Source organism: Polynucleobacter sp. AP-Sving-400A-A2 (genome assembly GCF_018688155.1).
Lineage (GTDB): Bacteria > Pseudomonadota > Gammaproteobacteria > Burkholderiales > Burkholderiaceae > Polynucleobacter.
Map to the genome: position 1 here is coordinate 1,355,866 of NZ_CP061312.1, position 23,130 is coordinate 1,378,995.

General features: G+C 45.3%; 19 protein-coding genes and 1 tRNA gene. 6 read left to right on the forward strand and 14 right to left on the reverse strand.

What is annotated here, in order from left to right:
• The first annotated feature begins 40 nt into the window (after positions 1-40).
• Positions 41-2,623, forward strand: coding sequence for a [protein-PII] uridylyltransferase (locus C2758_RS07150; RefSeq protein ID WP_251369165.1), 2,583 nt, complete (start codon positions 41-43; stop codon positions 2,621-2,623).
• On the opposite strand, the gene C2758_RS07155 is transcribed toward C2758_RS07150, so the two are convergent.
• The 6 genes from C2758_RS07155 to smc form a co-directional block, all read right to left on the reverse strand.
• Positions 2,620-3,018 carry an NUDIX hydrolase gene (locus C2758_RS07155; RefSeq protein ID WP_251369166.1) on the reverse strand — a complete coding sequence of 133 codons (399 nt, stop codon included), beginning with the start codon at positions 3,016-3,018 and terminating at the stop codon, positions 2,620-2,622. The two genes, C2758_RS07150 and C2758_RS07155, sit on opposite strands and share 4 nt — an antisense overlap.
• A 91-nt stretch (positions 3,019-3,109) precedes the next feature.
• Positions 3,110-4,003, reverse strand: coding sequence for a hypothetical protein (locus C2758_RS07160; protein WP_215327572.1), 894 nt, complete (start codon positions 4,001-4,003; stop codon positions 3,110-3,112).
• 17 nt (positions 4,004-4,020) lie between these two features.
• Positions 4,021-5,163 (reverse strand): NAD(P)-dependent oxidoreductase, encoded by a 1,143-nt coding sequence (locus C2758_RS07165; RefSeq protein WP_215327573.1) that lies wholly within the window; start codon positions 5,161-5,163, stop codon positions 4,021-4,023.
• Between the two features lie 103 nt (positions 5,164-5,266).
• Entirely contained in the window at positions 5,267-7,282 is a 2,016-nt protein-coding gene (ligA, locus tag C2758_RS07170; RefSeq protein WP_215327574.1) for an NAD-dependent DNA ligase LigA, read from the reverse strand.
• 8 nt (positions 7,283-7,290) lie between these two features.
• Entirely contained in the window at positions 7,291-8,331 is a 1,041-nt protein-coding gene (locus tag C2758_RS07175) for a cell division protein ZipA C-terminal FtsZ-binding domain-containing protein (protein WP_215327575.1), read from the reverse strand.
• A gap of 18 nt (positions 8,332-8,349) precedes the next feature.
• The gene (gene smc, locus C2758_RS07180; protein WP_215327576.1) at positions 8,350-11,871 is read right to left on the reverse strand and encodes a chromosome segregation protein SMC; all 3,522 of its coding nucleotides are present in this window, start codon (positions 11,869-11,871) and stop codon (positions 8,350-8,352) included.
• A gap of 174 nt (positions 11,872-12,045) precedes the next feature.
• Here smc and dapD point away from each other — a divergent pair, with 174 nt between their 5' ends.
• From dapD to prmB, 3 genes are read left to right on the forward strand one after another with little or no spacing between them, the layout of a single operon-like run.
• Positions 12,046-12,873, forward strand: coding sequence for a 2,3,4,5-tetrahydropyridine-2,6-dicarboxylate N-succinyltransferase (gene dapD / locus C2758_RS07185; RefSeq protein ID WP_215307856.1), 828 nt, complete (start codon positions 12,046-12,048; stop codon positions 12,871-12,873).
• A gap of 17 nt (positions 12,874-12,890) precedes the next feature.
• On the forward strand, positions 12,891-14,042 hold the full coding sequence (gene dapE, locus C2758_RS07190; protein ID WP_215327577.1) for a succinyl-diaminopimelate desuccinylase: 1,152 nt from the start codon (positions 12,891-12,893) through the stop codon (positions 14,040-14,042).
• Positions 14,043-14,082: 40 nt separating this feature from the next.
• The gene (gene prmB, locus C2758_RS07195) at positions 14,083-14,979 is read left to right on the forward strand and encodes a 50S ribosomal protein L3 N(5)-glutamine methyltransferase (RefSeq protein ID WP_215327578.1); all 897 of its coding nucleotides are present in this window, start codon (positions 14,083-14,085) and stop codon (positions 14,977-14,979) included.
• Between the two features lie 12 nt (positions 14,980-14,991).
• Here the strand turns inward: prmB and radA are convergent, their stop codons facing one another.
• The 3 genes from radA to C2758_RS07210 are packed head-to-tail and all read right to left on the reverse strand — an operon-like array spanning position 14,992 to position 18,807.
• Complete coding sequence (gene radA / locus C2758_RS07200; RefSeq protein WP_215330177.1) at positions 14,992-16,356, reverse strand: DNA repair protein RadA; 1,365 nt, start codon at positions 16,354-16,356, stop codon at positions 14,992-14,994.
• Between the two features lie 4 nt (positions 16,357-16,360).
• Complete coding sequence (locus tag C2758_RS07205) at positions 16,361-16,870, reverse strand: hypothetical protein (protein ID WP_215327579.1); 510 nt, start codon at positions 16,868-16,870, stop codon at positions 16,361-16,363.
• Entirely contained in the window at positions 16,867-18,807 is a 1,941-nt protein-coding gene (locus C2758_RS07210; protein WP_215327580.1) for a potassium transporter Kup, read from the reverse strand. The genes C2758_RS07205 and C2758_RS07210 overlap by 4 nt, the downstream gene beginning before the upstream one ends.
• Before the next feature lie 156 nt (positions 18,808-18,963).
• Between C2758_RS07210 and C2758_RS07215 the strand changes: the two genes are divergently transcribed.
• Positions 18,964-19,040 (forward strand) — tRNA-Met (locus tag C2758_RS07215).
• Between the two features lie 96 nt (positions 19,041-19,136).
• Here the strand turns inward: C2758_RS07215 and C2758_RS07220 are convergent.
• The 5 genes from C2758_RS07220 to C2758_RS07240 are packed head-to-tail and all read right to left on the reverse strand — an operon-like array spanning position 19,137 to position 22,464.
• Entirely contained in the window at positions 19,137-19,778 is a 642-nt protein-coding gene (locus C2758_RS07220) for a DUF6803 family protein (RefSeq protein ID WP_215327581.1), read from the reverse strand.
• 58 nt (positions 19,779-19,836) lie between these two features.
• Positions 19,837-20,172, reverse strand: a complete 336-nt coding sequence (locus C2758_RS07225; protein ID WP_215327582.1) for a hypothetical protein — start codon at positions 20,170-20,172, stop codon at positions 19,837-19,839.
• Between the two features lie 44 nt (positions 20,173-20,216).
• Positions 20,217-20,492 (reverse strand): addiction module antidote protein, encoded by a 276-nt coding sequence (locus C2758_RS07230; RefSeq protein WP_251369167.1) that lies wholly within the window; start codon positions 20,490-20,492, stop codon positions 20,217-20,219.
• 38 nt (positions 20,493-20,530) lie between these two features.
• Positions 20,531-20,737, reverse strand: coding sequence for a type II toxin-antitoxin system HicB family antitoxin (locus C2758_RS07235; protein ID WP_371817691.1), 207 nt, complete (start codon positions 20,735-20,737; stop codon positions 20,531-20,533).
• Positions 20,734-22,464 (reverse strand): DNA internalization-related competence protein ComEC/Rec2, encoded by a 1,731-nt coding sequence (locus C2758_RS07240; RefSeq protein ID WP_251369168.1) that lies wholly within the window; start codon positions 22,462-22,464, stop codon positions 20,734-20,736. Before C2758_RS07240 ends, C2758_RS07235 begins: the two co-directional genes overlap by 4 nt.
• A gap of 180 nt (positions 22,465-22,644) precedes the next feature.
• Here C2758_RS07240 and C2758_RS07245 point away from each other — a divergent pair, with 180 nt between their 5' ends.
• Positions 22,645-23,034, forward strand: coding sequence for a surface-adhesin E family protein (locus C2758_RS07245; protein ID WP_215327584.1), 390 nt, complete (start codon positions 22,645-22,647; stop codon positions 23,032-23,034).
• The last annotated feature ends 96 nt before the right edge of the window (positions 23,035-23,130 follow it).

Sequence of the window (23,130 nt, forward strand, 5' to 3'; positions counted from 1 at the left end):
CTGAAGTAGCTCAAGCGTAATGGGTCGAACTCTCGCAGCAATGAAACCGATTTCAGACATTGCCAGCCTAAAGGCTGCACGAGAATTAGCCTACGATGATTTTCGTGAAAATCAAGTGGTTGGGCGATTAACTAAGCAACTGAGCAAGCTCAGCGATGAGCTTCTTATTAGTTTGTGGAATTCCTGTGATTTAAATGCGGATGTTGCTCTGGTAGCAGTTGGTGGATTTGGCAGGGGCGCACTCTTCCCTTACTCCGATATTGATATTCTGATTTTGCTACCCGCAGATAAGCAATACTTTGAAGAGGTTCTTGCCAGCAAGATTGAAAAGTTTGTAGCGCAATGCTGGGATACCGGATTAGAAATTGGCTCCTCAGTTCGAACTGTTGCCGAGTGTGCATCTGAGGCAGAGCAAGACATCACTGTTCGCACCTCCCTTCTGGAATCAAGACTCATCTGCGGCAAGAAAGCCCTCTTCAAAGAGTTTGAATCTGTTTATGAAAAGACTTTGGATCCAAAATCATTCTTTCAGGCTAAGCTAGCAGAGCAAATCCAGCGTCACTATAAATATCAAGACACACCATACTCATTGGAGCCTAACTGCAAAGAGAGTCCCGGTGGCTTGCGTGACTTACAGGTGATTTCCTGGGTAAGTAAAGCAGCGCACTTAGGTAATACATTTAAGGATCTCAGTCTTACCGGCCTCATTACCCAACGCGAGTTGACCGAGCTTAATCGTAACCAGCGTTTTTTAGAAACTCTACGCGCGAACTTGCATTTACTAGCAAAGCGTAGGCAGGATGTTTTGGTATTTGACTTACAGACACCCTTAGCAGCGACCATGGGCATCACAGAAGAGTCATCTAGACTAGCCAGTGAGGCCATCATGCGCCGCTACTACTGGGCGGCCAAAGCAGTCAGTCAGTTAAATGATGTACTACTTCAAAACATTGAGGCCCTCCTTTTCCCTCAAGAATCTAAAACAACCCATGCCATTGCTGGTAAAGGTAATGAATGCTTTATTGAGCGTCAAGGCGTCCTAGATATTACTGACCCTCAGTTGTTTCAGAAACATCCAGAACAGATCCTACGGACCTTCTTGGTTTTTGCGCAAACAGCAAACGTCAAGAGTCTATCGGCAACGATCTTCAGAGCCTTGTATAACGCTCGCCAAAAGATGGATAGTCAATGGCGTAAAGATCCGGTCAACCGCGCGCTCTTTATGGAAATCCTCAAAGAGCCTGACGGAGTCAGTCGCGCTTTTCAACTCATGAACCGCACCAGCGTACTCGGTCGCTATCTGCCAGCCTTCAGAAGAATCGTTGGTCAGATGCAGCATGACTTGTTTCACGTTTACACAGTGGATCAACATATCCTGATGGTACTGCGTAACGTACGCCGCTTTATGGTGGTTGAGCATGCGCATGAGTTTCCCTTCTGCAGTAGCCTAATTGCCCATTTTGAAAAACCTTGGCTACTAGTCATCGCCGCACTCTTTCATGACATTGCGAAGGGGCGTGGTGGTGATCACTCCGAACTGGGTAAGGCAGACATGCGCAAGTTTGCCAAAGACCATGGTTTAGACAAAGCAGATACTGAACTCTTAGTTTGGCTGGTCTCAGAACACTTGAATATGAGTCAAGTAGCTCAGAAACAAGACATTACCGATCCAGATGTGGTGCAAGCGTTTGCTAAAAAGGTGGGTGATGAGCGCCATCTCACTGCACTGTATCTATTAACGGTTGCGGATGTCCGTGGAACCAGCCCTAAAGTATGGAATGCCTGGAAAGGCAAGCTTTTAGAGGACCTCTATCGTGTAACTCTCCGAGTATTGGGTGGTGCAAAGCCAGATGCTTCTTCTGAACTCGCACAACATCAAGAAGAATCCCGCGCCATGTTGCGCCTCAATGCAATTGAGGATTCTGCTTATGAAAATCTCTGGAAACAATTAGATGTTGCCTTCTTCTTGCGCCAAGATGCCGCTGATATTGCTTGGTTGACTCGCCATCTATTTAATAAGGTGGATAGCGCAACTCCGGTCGTACGCGCTCGCCTCTCCCCAGTTGGCGAAGGATTGCAGATTGCTGTCTATGTCAAGGATCAAGAAGATCTCTTCGCCAGAATTTGTGCTTACTTTGAACGTCATGGCTTCTCGATTTGGGATGCCCGTATTCATACAACAAAGCATGGCTATGCACTCGATACATTCCAAATCTCAGGCAGTAATTTAGTAGATGAAGGTGGAAGCTATCGCGACCTGATTCAGTTAGTGGAGTACGAGCTCACAGCTGCACTGCAAATCAATGATCCGCTACCATCACCCAGCATGGGAAGACTCTCGAGACAGTCCCGCACCTTCCCCATTCAGCCACGAGTGCATATGACTCCAGATGAGCGTGGTCATTACTATGCTCTATCCCTCTCAACGAGTGATCGCACCGGCTTACTGTATGCAATCTCTAGAGTATTAGCCAAACATCAAGTCTCATTACACACTGCACGCATCAATACATTAGGCGAGCGTGTAGAAGACGTATTTTTATTAGATGCAGCTAACTTAAGCAAGAACCCCAAGCTACAGATCTTGTTGGAGACAGATTTACTCGAGGCTTTAGGGGCTTAGGAATAAGCTTGCAGCTTTTGCAGTGCCCGCCAAATACGTGGGCAAGTAATTTGTTTAAAAGGTACCCATGCTTTTTGAATATCTTCAGGTGACTCTCGCTCCTCAATCACCTGCAACACAAATAAAAGATCGATGTGCAAGTGTGCGTCCTCACCTTTTTTTGGATTTGCAGGGATTTCGTGCAGATCAATATCAACTGGATCTAATTGACCTTCAGTAGACTCGCAAAGAATTCCCGTCTCCTCATAAACCTCTCTTATTGCCGCCTCAATTGGAGACTCTCCATTATCAATATGGCCGCCAGGCTGGAACCATTGCTTAATATAGGGATGGTAGATTAAGAGCGCAAAGTCATCTTTAATTACAAGCCCGCTAGCTGTAATGTGGCCAGCCATATTAAGCCTAGAAAATGGATTCTCTTCAGAGGAAATCTTAAGAAATATCCCCAAAAATTGTTCAGGGACTATCGAAATATCAAAACTTTTTCTAAAAAAACGTGTGAAATTTTTCATAATTAAGCAAATACATAGCCAAAACTGTAAGCAGGAAAGTTAACAAAATAAATAACAAATCTCTCACATGCAACCTCTCTCCCAAGAATAAATATGCAAATATTGCCCCCATAAAACCAGTGGTATTCAGTATTGGCCATACGAGCATCAGCTGATTAGCGCTAATTGCAAGTAAAAATGTAATTTGAGTAATTGCCGTTAAAAAGCCACGGGTATAAAACCTACCTAAAGTCAAAATTTCCCCAGGAAATTTGAATGCTCTCGCAAATTCCTCTTTTTGAATTAAGATTAAAAATGAAAAAATAAATCGCCAAATTAGCACTGCAAATGTAAAAGATAGTAGCCCCCAATGCCCACTATCTAATGACGAATTAAAACCAACAAAATATGAATAGATCCCCTGAGAGGATAGTATGGTCACTAGTGCAATAGATGCCCAAATTGATCTTTTTGCTGCTTGAATGCCAGCAGCCAATACAAACATACATAGTATTGCAGGCAAAATCCAAATCACACCCGAGTGAATCGAATAAACCCCGACCAAAGAAAGGAAAGCCGGAACGGTAATATCAGCAGACTTTGAAAGAATAGCTATATCGGTGACCCGCAGGGCTCTAAATGCATAGCCAAATGAATATGCAACCAATTGGGTTAATAAAGCCAGAAGTACAACATAAAAGGAAATAAGATCTGCAGACAAAAATTCCGCTGCCGGGGAAAATAATATCAATGGAGCCATCAACACAACAGGAAGAAAGTTATTCCAATAGCTAATATTAATAGGGCATATAGAGGTATTTATAAATTGCTGTCTATCAACCACATTTAAACCTGCTCGGCTAATGGATGAAATGAGTGATGCAACCATTGGAAGAGCTTCATACGTCAGCATAATAATGCTCGACCATGGCCGTATTTAGAAATCCATTGGCGAGCAATATATTTTTTATCGAGATCTGGAAGATATGAGATCCGGCCACGCGGTGCCCCACCCAAACTCCCAAGTGAATAAATAATTTCACCCTGTACAAGCTCTATAAATTTATCAACAACTGCACCATGTAAAAAATTAATTGAATTTCCATCGTTATGAATATAAATATTTTTGTTGGATAAAACTACTCTGCGGGTATGGGGTGACTCTAAAAAAGATTCGGTATGTAATTTTTTACGAAAGCAAATTGATAACTCATCATCAGATGATGTTGCACAAAAGATATGCAACCCATTTTTTAAATAAACACCATCCAAAGTTGAAATGGACTTATTCCCTGTTGCGCAAAATAAAATGTCAGCTCGACTTAAAAAATCAGACCTACAACACGCATGAAAACCCAGTGAAAGTGCCGTAGCAACCAGAATTGGATTTGTATCATATACATCTACCCTTGCACCTCTTGAGACAAGTGAAAATGCAATCGATCGTCCGATTTTGCCAAATCCGATAACCCCAACTACCTTTCCCAATAAAATATTTCCGCGCTCACGCATCACGGACTCTGCTGAAAATACAATTGCCTGCCCCACTAAAGCATCTTCCGGATCCTTAAGAGAGCTTCGGGCTACCGAGATAATTGGAAAAATAGATTCGAATTGATTATGTATTTGCACAGCAACATCATATTTTTGGTGCCCATTCTCAGTATCTTCTACTACCCCAATAAATCTGCCTCCAAATCGCACCGCTAAATCGATAGTTATTCGTGAAAAATAACCCCCCATATCCACAACTGCAAATCTCTCATTTGCAGTTAACCCATCCACAACATCAATAAAATTAGAGGTGCGATTTTTTATGTAATGACGATCCACATCAACAACTGGGTAGCGTTGCTTTAATAAAGTTAAATTTGAAAATTTTTTGGAGCTGCTCTTTGGAATTACAGCAGCTATCCTAGCGAACTGAGATATCGCCTGCAAGAAGTTATCTACCTCAACGCCAGCATGTATAACAACAATTACGCTATCCACATCCTTATAACGTAAAGGGTCAATAATTGATTGGAAAAAGCTTGAAGGCATTTGCATTTAAGACTCCTAAATACAAAATCTTAATGAGCTCAATAGACATTTGCTACCCGAATCTTTGGTAAGAAATGGCCTACAAGTTAACCAAAAGTAACAATGTGAATTATTCCAACAACTCCAGCATTGCAGCTTCATCAATCACTGGAATGCCTAACTCTTCTGCTTTGGTGAGTTTGCTTCCGGCATCTGATCCTGCAACAACGTAGTCGGTTTTCTTGGAGACTGAGCCGGCAACTTTTGCGCCTGCTTTTTCAAGAAGATCTTTTGCTTCATCTCTTGTCATCGTTGGGAATGTGCCTGTGAGTACAAAGGTTTTTCCTGCAACTGCTGCACTGATGACTTTTTCTTCTACTGAGAGCTGCATTCCTGAAGCTAAGAGTTGCTCAATCACTTCACGGTTGTGGGCTTCTTCCATAAAGCTGGTTATCGAGTCTGCGACCACAGGACCAACATCTTTTACTGTCAGCAAGTCTTCGAGCTTGGCATCCATGAGGGCATGCATGGACTGATAGTGATTAGCCAGGTCTTTGGCGGTTGTCTCACCTACGTGACGTATACCTAAGGCAAAGATAAACCTCGCTAGCGTCGTGTTTCTGGATTGGTTAATAGATTGAATGAGATTATCAGCCGACTTTTCGCCCATACGCTCTAAGTTGGCGATTGCAGTAAAACCGAGGCGATAGAGATCAGCCGGGGTTCTGACTAGATTGTGATCGACTAATTGATCAACGATCTTTTCACCTAAGCCCTCAATATCAAGAGCTCTTCTATGTGCAAAATGAATTAATGCCTGCTTACGTTGTGCGCCACAAAATAAGCCACCACTGCAACGGGCAATGGCTCCATCAGCTAAGCGCTCAATATGGGAATCACATACTGGGCAATTTGTTGGCATGACAAATTCTGATGTATTGGCTGGTCTACGCTCTTTCACCACCGAAACTACTTCTGGAATGACATCACCTGCTCTTCTGACGGAAACGGTATCGCCAATGCGGACATCTTTACGCTTTACCTCGTCTTCATTGTGCAGAGTGGCATTGGTAACAGTCACTCCGCCTACCTCGACGGGAGCAAGTCTTGCAACTGGTGTGATTGCGCCAGTGCGCCCCACTTGGACATCAATACCGAGCACAGTGGTTAAAGCTTCTTGTGCTGGGAACTTATGAGCCAAGGCAAAGCGTGGGGCCCTAGATACAAAGCCTAGCTTAGCCTGCTCTGCAAAGGAGTTAACCTTATAGACCACACCATCAATGTCATAAGGTAAAGCATCTCGCTTTGCGCCAACTTGGTTGTAGAAAGCCAAAATATCATCTACTGATTTGAGAACACGGCGTTCTGCGCAAACTGGTAAACCCAGTTTGACGTAAGCATTGAGTAATTCTTCATGGGTTTTTGGCAACCAAGATTGTGGCTCTAGCGCCCCAAGCCCATAAGCAAAGAATGATAGCGGTCGCTTTGCAGTGATCTTTGAATCTAACTGACGCAAGCTGCCAGCTGCAGCATTTCGGGGATTCGCAAACTCTTTCTCACCCTGGGCAGCAGCTTGCGCATTCATTTTCTGGAAATCCTTTAGATACATAAAGACTTCACCGCGCACTTCTAATACTGCCGGGATATTGTCACCTGTCAGCTTGAGTGGAATAGCTCGAATAGTTTTAATGTTGACAGTGACATCTTCACCACTGGCGCCATCACCTCGAGTAGCGGCTCTGACTAAAGAACCATGCTCGTAGCGCAAGGAGATTGCTAGGCCATCGAATTTAAGTTCGCCTGCGTAATCCAATTGATCAGTATGAAGGCTTTCACGGCAGCGACGATCAAAGGCAATTAACTCAGCATCTTCAAACGCATTGTTTAAAGAGAGCATCGGCACTGCGTGAGTTACCGAATCAAATTCCTTCAGCGCAGCGCCGCCTACCCTTTGCGAAAGTGAATTCTTTGTAATCCATTCGGGATGCAAAGCCTCTATATCTAGTAACTCACGATATAGGCGGTCGTACTCACTATCAGGAACTATTGGGTTATCAAGAACGTAGTAGGCATGCTCAAAGCGTGCTAGATCGATTTGTAATAATGCATAGCGATCCGCTAAATTTGTCGGATTAGAGGACGACAAGTGATTCCTCAGCTAAAAAGTCTGCTGGCAGCAGAGGATCCTGCAGGAACACCGTTTCTCTCGAGGTTTTCATATAAACCATCGAGGTGTTTACGAATGCTTTGAATAGAAATTTCAGATAAATTGATGCCGTTGTCATCAACTAAACGACCATGAGCAACTTGTGCAATTTCAAGTCCCTCGGCAAGCATGCGCTCGAATGCTCTCTCCTCAGAAGAAACTAGGGGCAATTCCAGAAGTAAGGTAAGTTGCTGCACAGGCTTGCCAGGATTAAGGTCGCTGCTACTAAAAATAGGTGCTCGATTACTGAAGTAATCATAAGTGCGGCCACTGCGCGACAAGATAAATCCGCGTTGACGCATCAAATTATCTAGGTTGGCCCAAGGGTATGCTTCATCAAAGAGCACATTAATACTCAATTGGATATCACTTTCGGCAGCCATGAAATCCAAATCTTTAGCCTTATCCAACATCGTAGTGACACCTGGCATATCAATCTGAGAACCAAGTGTTAAGGCAAGCGCCTGAGCTCTAGAACAAAAGTCGGATAACTCGAGCACGCCTATGGAACCACGACGACTTGCCAATTGAATAGCCAGCTGAAGCTCTGAATAAGAAGAGTCAGGCACAAGCAAACCCCATGCCTCAGAAGAGTCATGATCCACATTGAAACCCTCGCACATCCAACGGGCTGATGATGGAGCAGATAAATCTTCCCAGGAATGCATTTCTTTTAGGATCTCTGATCCCATAATTGGCTGGGAAAAACGCAAAGTAATAACGCAATCTATTCTTGGATCAATCGTAAAGACTGGCAAGGCGACTTGTTTAAAAAGCGGCTCAACCTGTTCGCCCGGTATGGGGTCAGCAAAACCGGCCCCAAAAGTTGGTTCACGCGCACTTCGCTCAGCGGCGTAATACTCAACACTCGCATTTGCTTTACGCAGTGCGCGAGCATATTTAATATTCAGAATAGCCACTAAAATCAGAATCAGTAGGCCGATAACAGCTAAAGCAAATTGCAAGTCAGACAAACCTAGCATTGTCATGAATTGCTCTAGAGCCACTTAAGCTGCCTCCACCATCGATACTGCAGAAGAAATATCCACTGCCACAATGCGAGACACACCCTGCTCTTGCATGGTGACACCAATCAACTGATGAGCGATTTCCATAGTGATCTTATTATGAGAAATAAATACAAACTGCGTCTTATTAGACATTTTGGCAACCATCTGCGCATAACGCAAGGTGTTCGCATCATCTAATGGCGCATCAACCTCATCGAGTAAGCAGAACGGCGCAGGATTGAGTAGGAAGAGAGAAAAGACTAGGGCAATTGCGGTTAGGGCTTTTTCGCCGCCGGATAACAAATAGATGGAGCTAAGCTTCTTGCCAGGAGGCTGAGCCATGACCTGAACACCAGCATCCAAGATCTCCTCACCAGTCATGACTAACTCCGCATGACCACCACCAAACAGCTCGGGGAATAACTTACCGAAATGGATATTGACCTGATCAAAGGTGCCCTGCAATAGATCACGGGTTTCCGCATCAATTTTAGCAATCGCGTCAGTCAGAGTTTGCATTGCTTCATTTAAGTCAGCAGATTGGGCATCCAAGAACTGCTTACGCTCACGTGAACTAGAGAGCTCATCCAAGGCAGCCATATTGACTGGGCCTAAAGATTGAATCTCAGAATTGAGGCGATTGACTTCGGTTTGCAATGCCCCAACCTTCAAATCCGGGCTAAAGCTGGCTTCTAATGAAGTTAAGTCTGCTTCAGCGTCTGATAGCAAGGTCGCAAACTGCTCAAAGTTCAGACGGGCAGCCTGTTCTCGCAACTGTAAGTCAACTACTTTGTCACGCATAGGTTGAAGACTGCGTTCAATCTGCAAGCGCACTTCATCTGCTTCACGTAATTGATGCAACAGTGCATCTTGTTCTGTACGGGCATTTGCCAATGCGGCTTCGCGAGCACTGCGAGCCAGCAAGAGTCCCTGCAATTTATCTTGAGCCTCTTCATCACTCAGAGTTTCAAGCTCTTGCTCAGAGGTAGCTTGCTTATCCTGAATCTCCATGATCTGTACACGCGCAGTACTTTGATCACGCTGTAAGTCAGCAATCCGCTGCTGTAAAGAACGGGTTGTAAATGCTGCTTCTTGAGCTGACATCTCGGATGAACGCAAAGATTCGCGAAGACGATCGCGCTCTTGAGTGGCTAACTCCAACTTTTCTTGCGCGATGGCGAGATTTTCTTGCAAGCCTTGCTTAGATTCTTCTGACTGAGCGAGCTCCTCAGAGGATTGCGCTTGAGTTTGGGTCAATTGCTCCATTTGCTGACGCAACTCACTTAACTCACCCTGGATTTGTTCAGCGCGTTGGCTATACTTTTCTTCAGCCTGAGTTAACTGCATTCTTTCTACTTCAAAGCCGTGTACTTCTTGTACGGCATGCTCTGCGGCAATGCGGGTTTGTTCAGCAGCTTGATGGGCAGCTTGGTAATTGGCAACACATTGATCCAGCTCACCTTGCAACTCACTCTGAATTAACTTCTGTGCACGCAATTGCTTCTCGAGACCCTCCATCTCTTGAGCACGTGCCAACATACCGGCCTGCTCGGAGTCCGCTGCATACAACTGCACACCCACACGGCTCACTAAGTGACCTTGCTGAGTAACAAAAGCACCGCCAGCAGGTAACTTCTCGCGGCGATGTAATGCATCTTCCAAACTATTAGCAATATAAATATTATCTAACCACTCCTGCAATACAGCAGCTACGCGTGGTGCACCCGCGCTTTGAACGCGAGTTAATAATGGTGTGAAATCGGCTGGCACAGTAGTGTGAGCAGGAGAAATATCTTCTGTGAGCAAAATCGCCAAACGACTTGGAGGCGCATCATTCGCTAAGGCTAAAGTTTCTTGAACACTCTTAGCGGTAACCGCAGCTAAGCGCTCGCGCAAGACGGACTCCAAGGCAGCTTCCCAACCACTCTCCACCTTGAGCTCTTGCCACAAACGCTTGCTCTCTTTTAAGCCTTTGCTCTCGAGCCATGGACCAATCTTGCCTTGAGCTTGAACGCTCGCTTGTAAAGCAGTCAGTGCAGTGAGTTTAGCTTCGGTTTGTGCCAACTCTTGGTTAGCAGATTGAATCTGTTGTTGTGCGGTATTACGAGCTTCATCAGCTGCAGGAACGCGTTGTTGCGCCTCGCTTGCTTTTTGTCTCGCTTCGTCTACCTTGCGTTGCGCCATCGCATGACGATCAATAGCCATTTGCAATGCTTCGGCATCAGGTCTACGCATACCTGCAAGCTCAGCTTCAAGACGGGTATCGCGCCCCTTGAGTTCTTCTACTTGTGAAGTGATAGCTTTCACACGCTCGCCTAAACTGGCTAAGCGCTGGTCAATCGTAGCTAAGTTCTCGCGCGCATCATTGAGCTCGCGCACATGAACTTGATAGGCCTCTTCGCAGGCTGGCATTTGCTCTTGCAGGCCAGATAAATCCGTGATTAATGTTTGCTCTTTTTCTGCAGCTAGGCTGAGCTCATGCTCAGCAGTGCGCTGTGCTTGCGCTGCATCGGTTTCTTGAACGGTCCAACGTTGCAGTTGAGCTAGTAAATCTTGAGATTGTTGTTGTAGACGCTGGCGCGCTTCTTGCACATAACGAATTTGTGACTCTACCTGACTGACATCAGCATTGGTTTGATACAGATCACCTTGAGCTTGAGAGACTTTATCTTGTAGGGCGTACTGCTCGGTACGCATTGTCTCGAGCTCGGTCTCCACGTGGCGCATTTTGGCAGTCTGCTCTTCCAAGCTGACTTGCGTGTCACGAATACCGTTGGCGTGACGCTCTTGCTCCTTGCCAGCTTCGGTCTGACGTACAAACCAGAGTAACTGCTGTTGCGATTTCATTGAAGCAGATAATTCAGCATGGCGCTCAGCAACAGTGGCCTGCTTCTCTAAACGAGTCACTTGCTGATCGAGCTCACGCAGAATATCTTCTACGCGTACTAGGTTTTCTTTTGTATCTTCAAGGCGGGATGCAGTTTCTTTACGGCGCTCTTTGTATTTAGAAACACCAGCCGCTTCCTCTAAAAACACACGCAACTCTTCCGGCTTTGCTTCTAAGATGCGGTTGATGGTGCCCTGTCCAATAATGGCGTAACCTCTGGGGCCCATACCGGTACCCAAGAAAATATCTTGAATGTCTTTACGGCGCACAACTTGATTATTAACGTAATAACTAGAATTACCATCACGTGTCAAAACGCGTTTGATGCCCAATTCTGTAAAAGCACTCCACTGACCTTGAGCGCGTCCTTCTGAATTATCAAAAATGAGTTCCACGCTGGCACGACCCGAAGGTTTGCGCAAACCAGAGCCATTAAAGATCACGTCTTGCATCGATTCGCCACGCAATTCACTAGCGCGAGACTCACCCAAAACCCAGCGTACGGCGTCAATAATGTTCGACTTCCCGCAACCGTTAGGACCCACAACACCAATCAATTGACCTGGCATTTCAAAATGGGTTGGATCGACGAAGGACTTAAAGCCGGAAAGTTTGATGGATTTCAGTTGCACGGCGTACTTTGCAGGGAAAAAAGGGGTTCAAATAAGGGGGTAAAAATTATTACTAAAGTGGGAAGATGATAGCAAGCTTAAGGCTCCCCACACGGGTTTTTGCCCCACCGATATAATGATCAATCTATATCCAGGGACAAAACCCCTTAACAATCTGATAGTTAACTGAAAAGCATGAGCAAATCACCACAAAGCATCATCGATCAAGCCTGGGAAAACCGCGCAAACCTGTCTCCAGAGGCCGTTTCTGGGGAAATCCGCAACGCTGTGAACGCCGTACTCGAGGGCCTAAATACAGGCAGTATTCGCGTGGCCGAGCGCCGTAGCGTTGGCAAATGGGAAGTAAACCAGTGGGTCAAAAAGGCAGTTTTGCTGTCTTTCCGCTTGGAAGACAACAAACCGATGGGCGCTGGTGGCTATACCCAGTTCTACGATAAGGTACCGAGCAAGTTTGAAAACTACACCGCAGAGGACTTCGCCAATGGCGGTTTCCGTGTGGTTCCACCTGCAATGGCTCGTCGCGGCTCATTTATCGGTAAGAATGCCGTTTTAATGCCTTCCTATGTCAATATCGGCGCTTATGTCGGTGAAGGCACCATGGTCGATACCTGGGCAACCGTAGGTTCATGTGCCCAAATCGGTAAAAACGTGCATCTTTCTGGTGGCGTTGGCATTGGTGGTGTTTTGGAGCCAATCCAAGCCGGTCCAGTGATTATTGAAGATAACTGCTTTATTGGCGCCCGCTCTGAGGTGGTTGAAGGCGTGGTCATTGAAGAAAATGCTGTTCTCTCCATGGGTGTTTACATTGGTCAAAGTACCAAGATCTACGACCGCGAAACCGGTGAAATCCATTACGGTCGTGTACCAGCAGGTTCTGTTGTAGTTCCAGGCTCCCTTCCTTCTGCTTGCGGTAAATACAGCCTGTACGCTGCAATCATCGTGAAAAAGGTGGATGCCCAAACTAGAGCTAAGACTGCGATTAACGAACTCTTACGTGATTAAGTTTTAAAGCTAATTACATGAGCGCTACCCTAGAGTTAACACAAGCCCTTATCTCCTGCCGTTCGGTAACCCCGGCGGATGGAGGTTGCCAGGAACTCATTGCCAAGCGCCTTCAAGCCATTGGTTTTCATACTGAGAGCGTTGTGAGTGGGCCTGAGAACTTTCAGGTTACGAATTTGTGGGCAATCAAAAAGGGTGCATCTGGAGATCAGGGCAAGGTTCTAGTGTTTGCCGGTCATACTGATGTTGTGCCTACTGGCCCGCTGGAAAAATGGACCAATGATCCATTTACTCCAACCATTAGAGATGGGGTGCTTTACGGTCGTGGCGCTGCGGATATGAAAACCTCTCTTGCAGGATTTGTGATCGCTACTGAAGAGTTTGTCATCACCCACCCAGATCACAAGGGCACGATTGCCTTTTTGATTACTAGTGACGAAGAAGGTCCTGGGAACGATGGTACTGTCATCATGTGCGAGCGCTTGCAAAAACAAGGTCAGCGTTTAGATTACTGCGTGATTGGTGAACCAACTTCAGTTGATCAACTCGGTGACATGATTAAGAACGGTCGTCGCGGCTCCCTCTCAGGCAAGCTTAGGGTGAAAGGTATTCAGGCGCATATCGCATACCCTCACCTTGGTAAAAACCCGATTCACCTCTCAGCGCCTGCGATTCAGGCGCTTGTTGAGACTGAGTGGGATAAGGGTAATCAATATTTCCAGCCCACAAGCTTTCAGATTTCGAACATACATGCAGGCACTGGCGCGAATAACGTCATTCCTGGTGAGCTGGCGATTGATTTCAACTTCCGCTTCTCCACTGAGAGCAAGCCAGAAGAGTTGCGCAGTCGCCTAGAGGGCATTCTCAGTGGCGCAGGTCTTGATTTTGAAATTGATTGGGTCTTAGGTGGTAGTCCATTCATTACCGGTGATGGTGCTCTTGCTGACGCCCTTCGTAAAGCTATTAAAGCTGAAACCAAAATTGATACAGAACTCTCCACCACTGGCGGCACTAGTGATGGTCGATTCATTGCAAAGATCTGCAAAGAAGTGGTTGAGTTTGGCCCGCTCAATGCGACTAGCCACAAGATTGATGAGTGCGTGATTGTGGACGATGTGGTGCCACTCAAAAATATTTATCGCAAGACACTCGAGCAACTTGTTGCTTAAGCCTGTTTCGTCAATTACTTTTCAAATAAAAAAACTCTTCATGGACCCTGCGCCCCAGCAATCTCTGACGCTTGATCAATGCATTGATCAGATTGCACAAGAACTAGAAACAGCAGATTTACATTATGGTCATGGTGCTATTGATGCGCAAAGTGAAGCCCTCTGGATTGCCAGTAAACAGCTTGACTTAAGCCCTACAGATGCACTAGATCACTTAGAGCAAGTGATGAGTGCCGAGCAAATTGCGCAGGCGCTTGAGGTGACACAAACTCGCATCTCCACACGCAAGCCACTGGCTTATATCCTGGGTGAAGCCTGGTTAATGGGTGTACCTTTTTTCTCTAGCGAGCAGAGTATTGTTCCTCGCTCCTGGATAGCTGAGCTCATCGTAGATGGTTCCCTGGAGCCTTGGTTACCGGCTGACGGCAAAGCACTCGATCTTTGTACTGGTAATGGCTCTTTAGCAATTTTGTTAGCTTTAACTTGTCCCGACATTCGTGTAAGTGCTTGTGACATCAGCATGCCTGCATTAGCAATAGCATCTCGCAATCTCGATCGTCATGGCCTTACTTCTCAAGTAGAGCTTTTTGAGGGTGATCTCTGGGATGCGCTGCCAGAACCCCATGAAGATAATCTCTTTGATCTCATCATTTGCAATCCGCCTTACGTCAATACCAACTCGATGAACGCCCTGCCCGCTGAGTACCATGCAGAACCTGCTCTTGCATTAGCCGGTGGCGATGATGGCATGGATCTGATTCGGAAGATTGTTGCTGGCGCACCAGACTATCTATCTGAGCGTGGCGCCATTCTGATTGAGATTGGCAATGAGTATGAATACTTTAAAAAAGCTTTCCCTCAAATTCCTGTCATCTGGATGGAAGTGTCTGCAGGAAATGAGCAGGTACTACTGATTCAAGCGGAAGATTTGCGCTAAATTATTAGCGCCTTAACTGAGCTCTGCTGCTGCAGAGATGGCCTGATCAATACGTTCTACTGGTATCACTCTTAACCCTGGGATCTTGGTCCTAGGCATATTGGCCTTCGGAATAATGGCTACAGTAAAGCCCAGCTTAGCCGCCTCTTTCAGGCGCTCCTGACCACGTGGGCATGGGCGAATCTCTCCAGCTAAACCAACCTCACCAAATACGATCAACTCTTTAGGCAAGGCCTTATTGCGAATAGAAGACTGAATTGCTAGTAATACCGCTAAGTCAGCAGCCGGCTCTGAGATCTTTACACCACCTACTGCATTTAAGAAGACGTCTTGATCAAAGCAGGCAACACCAGCATGACGATGTAGTACCGCTAAGAGCATCGCTAAACGCGCTTGCTCTAAACCAACTGCCAGGCGACGTGGATTAGGAATGTGCGCCGTATCTACCAGCGCCTGAATTTCGACTAAGAGCGGTCGACTACCCTCTTGCGTAACCAATACGCAGGCACCTGGCACCATCTCCGCATGCTGCGATAAGAAAATGGCTGAAGGATTGGCGACGCCACGCAGACCTTTTTCGGTCATCGCAAATACACCTAACTCGTTGACTGCGCCAAAGCGGTTTTTAATCGAGCGTACTAATCTAAATGAGGAGTGGGTATCACCCTCGAAATATAAGACGGTATCTACAATATGCTCGAGCACACGAGGGCCAGCTAAATGGCCATCTTTAGTCACGTGCCCCACCATTAACACGCAAATGCCGCTAGATTTAGCGGCTCTGGTTAATTGCGCAGCGCACTCTCGCACTTGGGCAACCGAGCCTGGAGCTGAGCTGAGCACCTCTGAATACAAAGTCTGAATGGAATCGACCACCAAGACCTGTGGCTTCACTGTATCCATAATAGATAAGAGCTTTTCCAACTGAATCTCAGCCAGCACTTCTAATTGAGGTGCATCGAGTGCAATACGTTTTGCGCGTAATGCAATCTGAGCGGCAGACTCTTCGCCACTGCTGTAGAGCACGTTCATGCCAGCAGCACTCATCTCAGCAAGGGCTTGGAGTAAGAGGGTAGATTTACCAATCCCAGGATCGCCGCCTAAAAGAACAACGCCACCAGGAACTAATCCGCCACCCAATACGCGGTCAAACTCTTCTACGCCAGTACTAAAGCGTGGGAGATCTTCAGCCGAAATAGCGGATAGTTTTTGACGGGGAAGTGACTGTGCCAGCCCCTGAAAGCGGGAATTTGAGCTGGCCTCGGGAACACCCTCTTCCAAGGTATTCCATGCCTGACATGAGGGGCACTGTCCCTGCCATTTAGCAGAGCTGCCACCACACGACTGACAGATATAGATTGTTTTTATTTTGGCCAAGAGATTAATCGAGCTGAGTGCCCGCTTTGTTTTCTTGAGCACGCTTAGGTGCATCTTTGCGGCGTTGCTCTACATCTGCTGCACGAGCAGCAGCTGCTTTTTGCTTCTCTTCAAATTCTTTTTGATTGGCTGAGCGCTCAGCTGCTTTTTCAGCAGAAGCACGTTCAGCAATCTTAGTGGCATCGCGTTGATCTTTAATACTGGCGCGTAACTTGCGCTGCACTTCATGTAACTCAACCTCTTGCACACGAATGGGATCGATTTCTTTACGATATAGCGCACGTGAATCTTTTAGGCAGTCATTAACCCAATACTTTTGATAACACTCTGAATTGGTTTTATCCCAGCGATACTTAGCCCAATCCCGTTGCAACTCCAGATCACGTTCAATCTTATCCAACTGCTCCAACTGCGCTTCTTCAGCAGGAGTTGCCAGCGACAGAGAGTTGAAGGAGCAAGCCAACAGGAAAACCCCGAATGAGCATAGGGAGCGCAAAGAAAGCAGCTTTATCAAATCTCTACCTTTGCACCGAGCTCAACCAGACGATTGGTAGGAATCTTAAAGAAGTCCGATGGTTTGGCTGCGTTTTGCATCATCCAACCAAACAGTTTCTCTCTCCATAAGGCCATCCCAGGGTTTGCCGACGGAACAATAGTGTCACGTGCAACAAAGAATGAGGTATCCATTAAATTAAATTGAATATTTTTCTGCTCACTGAGCAATGACAATACCTTATTAATGTCAGGCGATTCCTTAAAGCCATACACCGCCCTAACTAAAAATATATTGCCACCCAAATCGTTAATGCTCAGACGCTCCTGATCATTGACGTAAGGCACATCCCAAGTGCTGAGCTTCACAAAAAAGATGCGCTCATGCATTACTCGGTTATGTTTTAAGTTATGCAACATCGCGATTGGCACATAATCAATGTGCGCAGTTAAAAAGATGGCTGTTCCCTCAACACGGTGTGGGGGGTGGGCCAATAAACTAGCCACAAATTCTTTCAAATGGATCGATCCTTCAACTAATTTATCGCGCAAGAGTTTGCGTCCTCGATACCAAGTAATCAAACAAGTAAAAATGATGAGGCCTAAAAATAAAGGGTACCAACCACCATCTTTAATTTTAATTAAGTTAGCACTCCAAAAAGCAAAATCTAAAGTAAAGAAAATGGCCGTCAAAGATAGTACTAAGAAGAGATTCATCTTCCACTCACGATACATGACCACGCCCAATAAAATTGCAGTAATCATCATGGTAGATGTCACAGAAATTCCATAAGCAGCTGCTAAATTAACTGATTCCCTAAATTCAATAATGGTGACAACCACCATAAATAAGAGGGCCCAATTCACTACTGGAATATAAATCTGTCCTTGCTCAGAATCAGAGGTGTGCATGATGGTCATGCGCGGCATGAAGCCCAGTAAAATTGCTTGACTCACTAAAGAGTACGCACCTGAAATCACCGCTTGCGATGCAATGACTGTAGCTGCAGTAGCAAGACCAACAACAGGCCATAAAGCCCAATCTGGAACCATTAAATAAAATGGGTTAGAAGCAGCCTCTGGATTCGATAACAATAGTGCGCCTTGCCCAAGGTAGTTAATTAAAAGGCTAGGCAAAACAACAATGAGCCAAGCATATCGGACAGGGTTTCTTCCAAAGTGCCCCATATCCAAGTACAGAGCTTCAACACCAGTAACAACTAAGACAACAGCACCCATCACAATATAGGCTGTGGTTGGGTGATCCATTACAAACTGCACCGCATACATTGGATTAATTGCGCCGATGATTTGAGGCGCTGCGCCAATATTAATAACACCTAATACTGCAAGAGTAATAAACCAAGTGAGGGTCACTGGACCAAATAGATTGCCAACAGCCGCCGTGCCATATTTTTGAATCATAAATAAGGCTACTAAAATCACTAGTGAAATAGGGATGATGAATTTATGTAAGCCAGGTGCTGCAATTTCAATACCTTCAACAGCAGATAAAACAGAAATCGCCGGGGTAATGACAGACTCACCAAGAAGCATGCAAGCACCGAGCATGCCCAGGATCATTAAGAAGAAATAGCCTTTTGATTTGCTATCAAATGATCTGAGCGCTAAGGCCATCAAAGATAAAACACCACCTTCACCTTTGTTATCCGCCCGCATCACAAATAAAACGTATTTAAAGGTCACGATCAAGATCAAAGACCAGATCATCATCGCAATCACACCAAATAATGCTTCTGGAGAAAATGGGATGCCGTGCTGCGGATCAAAGCACTCTTTGAGGGCATACAAAGGGCTGGTACCAATATCACCAAACACCACACCAATGGCAGCTAACATCATCGTTGCCAAGCCTTTTTTATGACTATCGTGATCACCATGCAGATCAACGGGCTTTAATAAATCAGAACTTGAAAACTCAGGATTGCTAATGGACATCTCATCACCTTTGAGTAATATTGCGTTGCGGTATGTTACACCTTATGCAGACTGACTCTCAAGTCATATCTTTGTTTAAAAATCGTTTTTTTAAGCACCAAATTAAGGAATATCTCGACAGAGAGGTTGAAAAAATGGTAGAATCTGACCTTCAGACGCGGGGTGGAGCAGTCTGGCAGCTCGTCGGGCTCATAACCCGAAGGTCGTAGGTTCAAATCCTGCCCCCGCAACCAAACAGTAGAAGGCTTCTAGGTCAATTGACTCAGAAGCCTTTTTGCTTTCTTGGAATCATGTAGTTGCCATGCAACGGATGCATGGCAACTTTAGACCTAATGCGTGTGATTTTTTGGATTCATGGGCATCTTATTGGGATTGCTATTGGGCATATTCCCACTATTCATCATCTGCTGATGCGCCCCCTTCATCTCTTGGTGCATTTCTGGGTGGCAGAACTCATGGTCAGCGCTACTTGTACCGCCACCCATATGATGTGTATTGGCACCTTTGTAACCCAATAAAGCAGGATCCAGCATGCCAACAATCATGGCAATGTGTCCAAAGACCAAAAACAATGCAACGCAGATCGCATGAATTTTCAACTTACCCATTTGATCTAAGGCTTTGTTCACAAAACCAAACTCCTGCAGAGCAATCCAAATCAAAGGCAGGCCACCAATGAGATAGCTAGCAACCGCAATCACATCAATAGCGGTACGCCATTCATTATTTTTAGTAATAGGTAGCACCGCAGTTACCATCAAGTATGCGATCACGCCAATGAAATACAACCCAACCGTCGTGCCCGCAAATCGATTAAGGTGGTAAAAAAAACCATCGAACTTTCGGGTAAATAAGATATATAACTCAGTAATTGCTAAAGTTTCAGCAAGCACTATCGGTATAGCCATAAAAATTAATAGATTCCACGGCTGATTGTCAGCTAACAACTCCATGTAGTGAGTCATGTTCATTACGATTCTCCAAAACGAAAATTATCAAAAGGCATCTCAATACCACAATCAAAAGTGATTACAGATAATTTCTGGGAGGTTTGTAAATGGATTCAGAAATATTGGATGCAGGCGTTGAAGCATCGCTATGTAAGTGCACATCGACCTGCTGTGATGCAAAAAACTCAGACGAAACATTCAGAATGGCAACTGCAGCATAGCAATAGTGGGTAGCGCTAGCATTGGTACTAGACTTACCATCCTCAGTAAGGCTAGTAGATGCAGCCTCTTGGCAATGATCATGACTCGAGGCTACAACAACACTGCTGGCTACATTTAAATCAACAGGCATCATCGCAGCGTTGATTTGGCTAACGAAAAAACTGAGGAGGAGAAATGTGATGAATTTCTTCATACTTTTAGTTTACGCTCAAAAGTGATGTGATTCCCAAGCAATTTTTATGCAGGGTTTGACTTAAGTCCACTTGCAACGACGCTTAAGCGAAGACCAACAGAATGGAGGATTCTATTCATAGTTTCGAGAGTTGGGTTTCCATCATCACTCAAAGACTTAAAAAGCGTTTTTTCGCCAAGGGCAGCATTACGTGCAACCTCGGCCATGCCATGCGCTTTTGCAACCTGCCTAAGAGCCAGCAATAAAGCAGCCCTGTCTTCAAGCTCCATTACCGCATCTATGTAGGCTGCAGCCTCCTCAGGATCGAGCAATGATTCCATTAAATTAACTTCGTAGCTCTTATCTCGCTTGACCATCATTATCCTCGACGTTTCCAATCTTTTAAATAGTCTATTGCTTTTTCAATAGCCTCATCAAAACCACCGTCAGCAGCAGAGAAGCAGCCCGGTAAATCCGGAACAATAACTCCCCATGCTTTGTCATCTCCACCTAACTCAATTGCAATTGGATATTTCATCTTCCCTCCTCTAGGCCGATATTTTTTCACACTAGTACCAGCAATCATTTACCCACTTCTATCGGAGGGCGATGCCACAGCCTTTGCGCATACCTTCTCTGAAGCAGGGGTTCTTCATTTAACTTGTTTGCTTTATAAAAACTCCAAACCTGTGCACCAGTAGTTGGTGTTTGATAAAACGGAATATTCATGCTTTGGTATCGGGCGGTGACTGTAGGATGCGGATGGCCGTATCGGTTGCGATACCCGTTTTGAGCAAATGCTTCATCAGGACTGAGCGCTGCTAAGAGTTCTTGAGATGAGGATGTTTTGCTACCGTGGTGCGGTGCCATGAATATCAAATTCTGATTCTTTAAATGATTGAGAGCTGTTTGGGTTAAGCGCTCAGTGATTTCGGCCTCACCCTGCTTCTCTACATCACCTGTTAACCAGAATGAAGTGGTTTGATTGCGAACTTCTAGAACGCAACTCACTTCATTAGGCTTTCTGGGATGTTGGTCATCAAAAATTGTGTTTTCATGCGGATGCCATATATGAAACTCCACCCCATCCCATGACCAGTGCTGACCAAAGCGACAGGGAATAGCGGGTATTTTCCTTTCTTCTAAATTGGCTAGCAATGGATTGGTACTTGGAAGAGATCCCATCATGGAGTCGAGGTTAATTTCTTTCAGCAGAGTTGCGGCGCCTCCAATGTGGTCGCTATCACTATGACTAATTACCATGCGATTAATATGATGAATTCCTCTGCCCCTCAAATACGGCAGGATGATTCTTTGACCAGCATTATCTTTTCCCTGAATAGGTCCGGTGTCGTATAGCAGTTTTTTTGTTTTGGTTTCGATCAGAACTGCCGTGCCTTGGCCGATATCAAGCACCGTTGCGCGAAACTCGCCTTTTGCCAAATGGTGATTAGTCAGCGGCTGAATAAATAGGGTTGTGCACAATAAGAGACCTGCTACTCTTGAGAACCAGCTCTCCTGAATAGCACCAGGACGAATCGCTACGAGGATTCCGATAGTAGATAAGGCTAGCGCCCACGAGTCAGGCTGGCTAGACCAAGCGATTGACCATTTCCAATTAGCCATCCATGCAAGCATGATTGCCAAGTAGTCCATCGTGGCATGTGCTGGTATCAATAAGCACTTACCAATGAAATCAGGCAATAAGGCGCCAGCAATAGCTAGTGGTGTCACGATATAACTCACTACAGGAATAGCAATAGCATTTGCCAGGGGTGAAACAATTGAGACTTGATAAAACCAGAACAAGGTTAAGGGTAGAAGTGCAATGGTGACAACCGCTTGAACTCGGCATGCTTCACGGAGCGCTTGAATCACTCTATCTCTCCAATACACCTCCAGCTCTCTACCGGTAGGCAGTCCGAGCAAACCATCAGAATCCTGCATGGCATACAAAATCGCAGCTACCGCTCCAAACGAAAGCCAGAAACCCGGCGTATAAGGTGCCATCGGATCGATGACTAGTACAAAAAATAGAGCCCACCACCAGATATCAAATGAGCGAGGATTTCTGCCGGACCATAAAGCAAAGGCAACTACCCCAACCATATACATCGTTCGCTGCGCTGGAATCTGAAAGCCTGCCAACCACGCATACAAGAAGGCTGTCAAAAAACCTACTGCAGCCGCGACCTTGCCAACCGGAACCCAAAGTGGCAGAGTGTTGCGACGCCAGAGAAAAGTAGCCAGCATGGCACCAAAACCAGCTAGCATCGTTACATGCAAACCGGAAATCGAGATTACATGCAACAAATACCTGTGATTAGTATCTAAACAGAGACTCAACCTAAAGCAACACGGGGGAGTGGGCAGAGCCACTAAAGCAAAGTAACAGAACCTTCCTCCATGCACAAAAAGGAGAAATTAGAAAATTGCTTATAAAAATTAAAAATGGAATTAAACTGAGTAAAAACAGTTAAAAGCATAAAGATAATGAAAAAAATCATACTAATTGCAATCTTTGCAACCTTGCTTCCTATTCAAGCTAATGCTAGCTGGGTAATTTGGGGAGGGAATGACCAAAAAGAAGTCTATTTTGAAAATACTAGAGTAGTAAAAAACTTAAAAAGTATTGATTTTTGGATTAAGGTTGTATGGCTCAAGCCATGGGCATCCATTGAAGGCAAGATGCTTATCTCTAGCATGCAAAAGTATCGTATAGACTGTAAAAATGAGCAGATTGCACTGCTCGCAACAAATGAGTTTGCAGATGCTGAAGCAACTAAATACATTGGGGAGCAAAAGTTTCCAAATCCTGAATTTAAACATATAGCACCAGGCTCGGATGATGAGTTTTATATGAAGAAGATTTGCAATAGATAAAGAAAAGCTTTAGGTGCTATTCGCAATATATGCACAGGATACTTCAAGAGTAAGGATAAGTGAGCTATTTAATACTTATTTGTGCTTGCCAAGGAT

What these genes read in the sequence shown, in the direction of transcription:
- C2758_RS07220 (WP_215327581.1), bottom strand. Translation starts at nt 19,778, where the DNA reads ATGAACATGACTCACTACATGGAGTTGTTAGCTGACAATCAGCCGTGG.
- C2758_RS07155 (WP_251369166.1), bottom strand. Translation starts at nt 3,018, where the DNA reads ATGGCTGGCCACATTACAGCTAGCGGGCTTGTAATTAAAGATGACTTT.
- C2758_RS07160 (WP_215327572.1), bottom strand. Translation starts at nt 4,003, where the DNA reads ATGGTTGCATCACTCATTTCATCCATTAGCCGAGCAGGTTTAAATGTG.
- C2758_RS07235 (WP_371817691.1), bottom strand. Translation starts at nt 20,737, where the DNA reads ATGATTGCTGGTACTAGTGTGAAAAAATATCGGCCTAGAGGAGGGAAG.
- C2758_RS07245 (WP_215327584.1), top strand. Translation starts at nt 22,645, where the DNA reads ATGAAAAAAATCATACTAATTGCAATCTTTGCAACCTTGCTTCCTATT.
- prmB (WP_215327578.1), top strand. Translation starts at nt 14,083, where the DNA reads ATGGACCCTGCGCCCCAGCAATCTCTGACGCTTGATCAATGCATTGAT.
- C2758_RS07230 (WP_251369167.1), bottom strand. Translation starts at nt 20,492, where the DNA reads ATGGAATCATTGCTCGATCCTGAGGAGGCTGCAGCCTACATAGATGCG.
- C2758_RS07150 (WP_251369165.1), top strand. Translation starts at nt 41, where the DNA reads ATGAAACCGATTTCAGACATTGCCAGCCTAAAGGCTGCACGAGAATTA.
- dapD (WP_215307856.1), top strand. Translation starts at nt 12,046, where the DNA reads ATGAGCAAATCACCACAAAGCATCATCGATCAAGCCTGGGAAAACCGC.
- C2758_RS07175 (WP_215327575.1), bottom strand. Translation starts at nt 8,331, where the DNA reads ATGACAATGCTAGGTTTGTCTGACTTGCAATTTGCTTTAGCTGTTATC.
- C2758_RS07210 (WP_215327580.1), bottom strand. Translation starts at nt 18,807, where the DNA reads ATGTCCATTAGCAATCCTGAGTTTTCAAGTTCTGATTTATTAAAGCCC.
- C2758_RS07165 (WP_215327573.1), bottom strand. Translation starts at nt 5,163, where the DNA reads ATGCAAATGCCTTCAAGCTTTTTCCAATCAATTATTGACCCTTTACGT.
- dapE (WP_215327577.1), top strand. Translation starts at nt 12,891, where the DNA reads ATGAGCGCTACCCTAGAGTTAACACAAGCCCTTATCTCCTGCCGTTCG.
- C2758_RS07225 (WP_215327582.1), bottom strand. Translation starts at nt 20,172, where the DNA reads ATGAAGAAATTCATCACATTTCTCCTCCTCAGTTTTTTCGTTAGCCAA.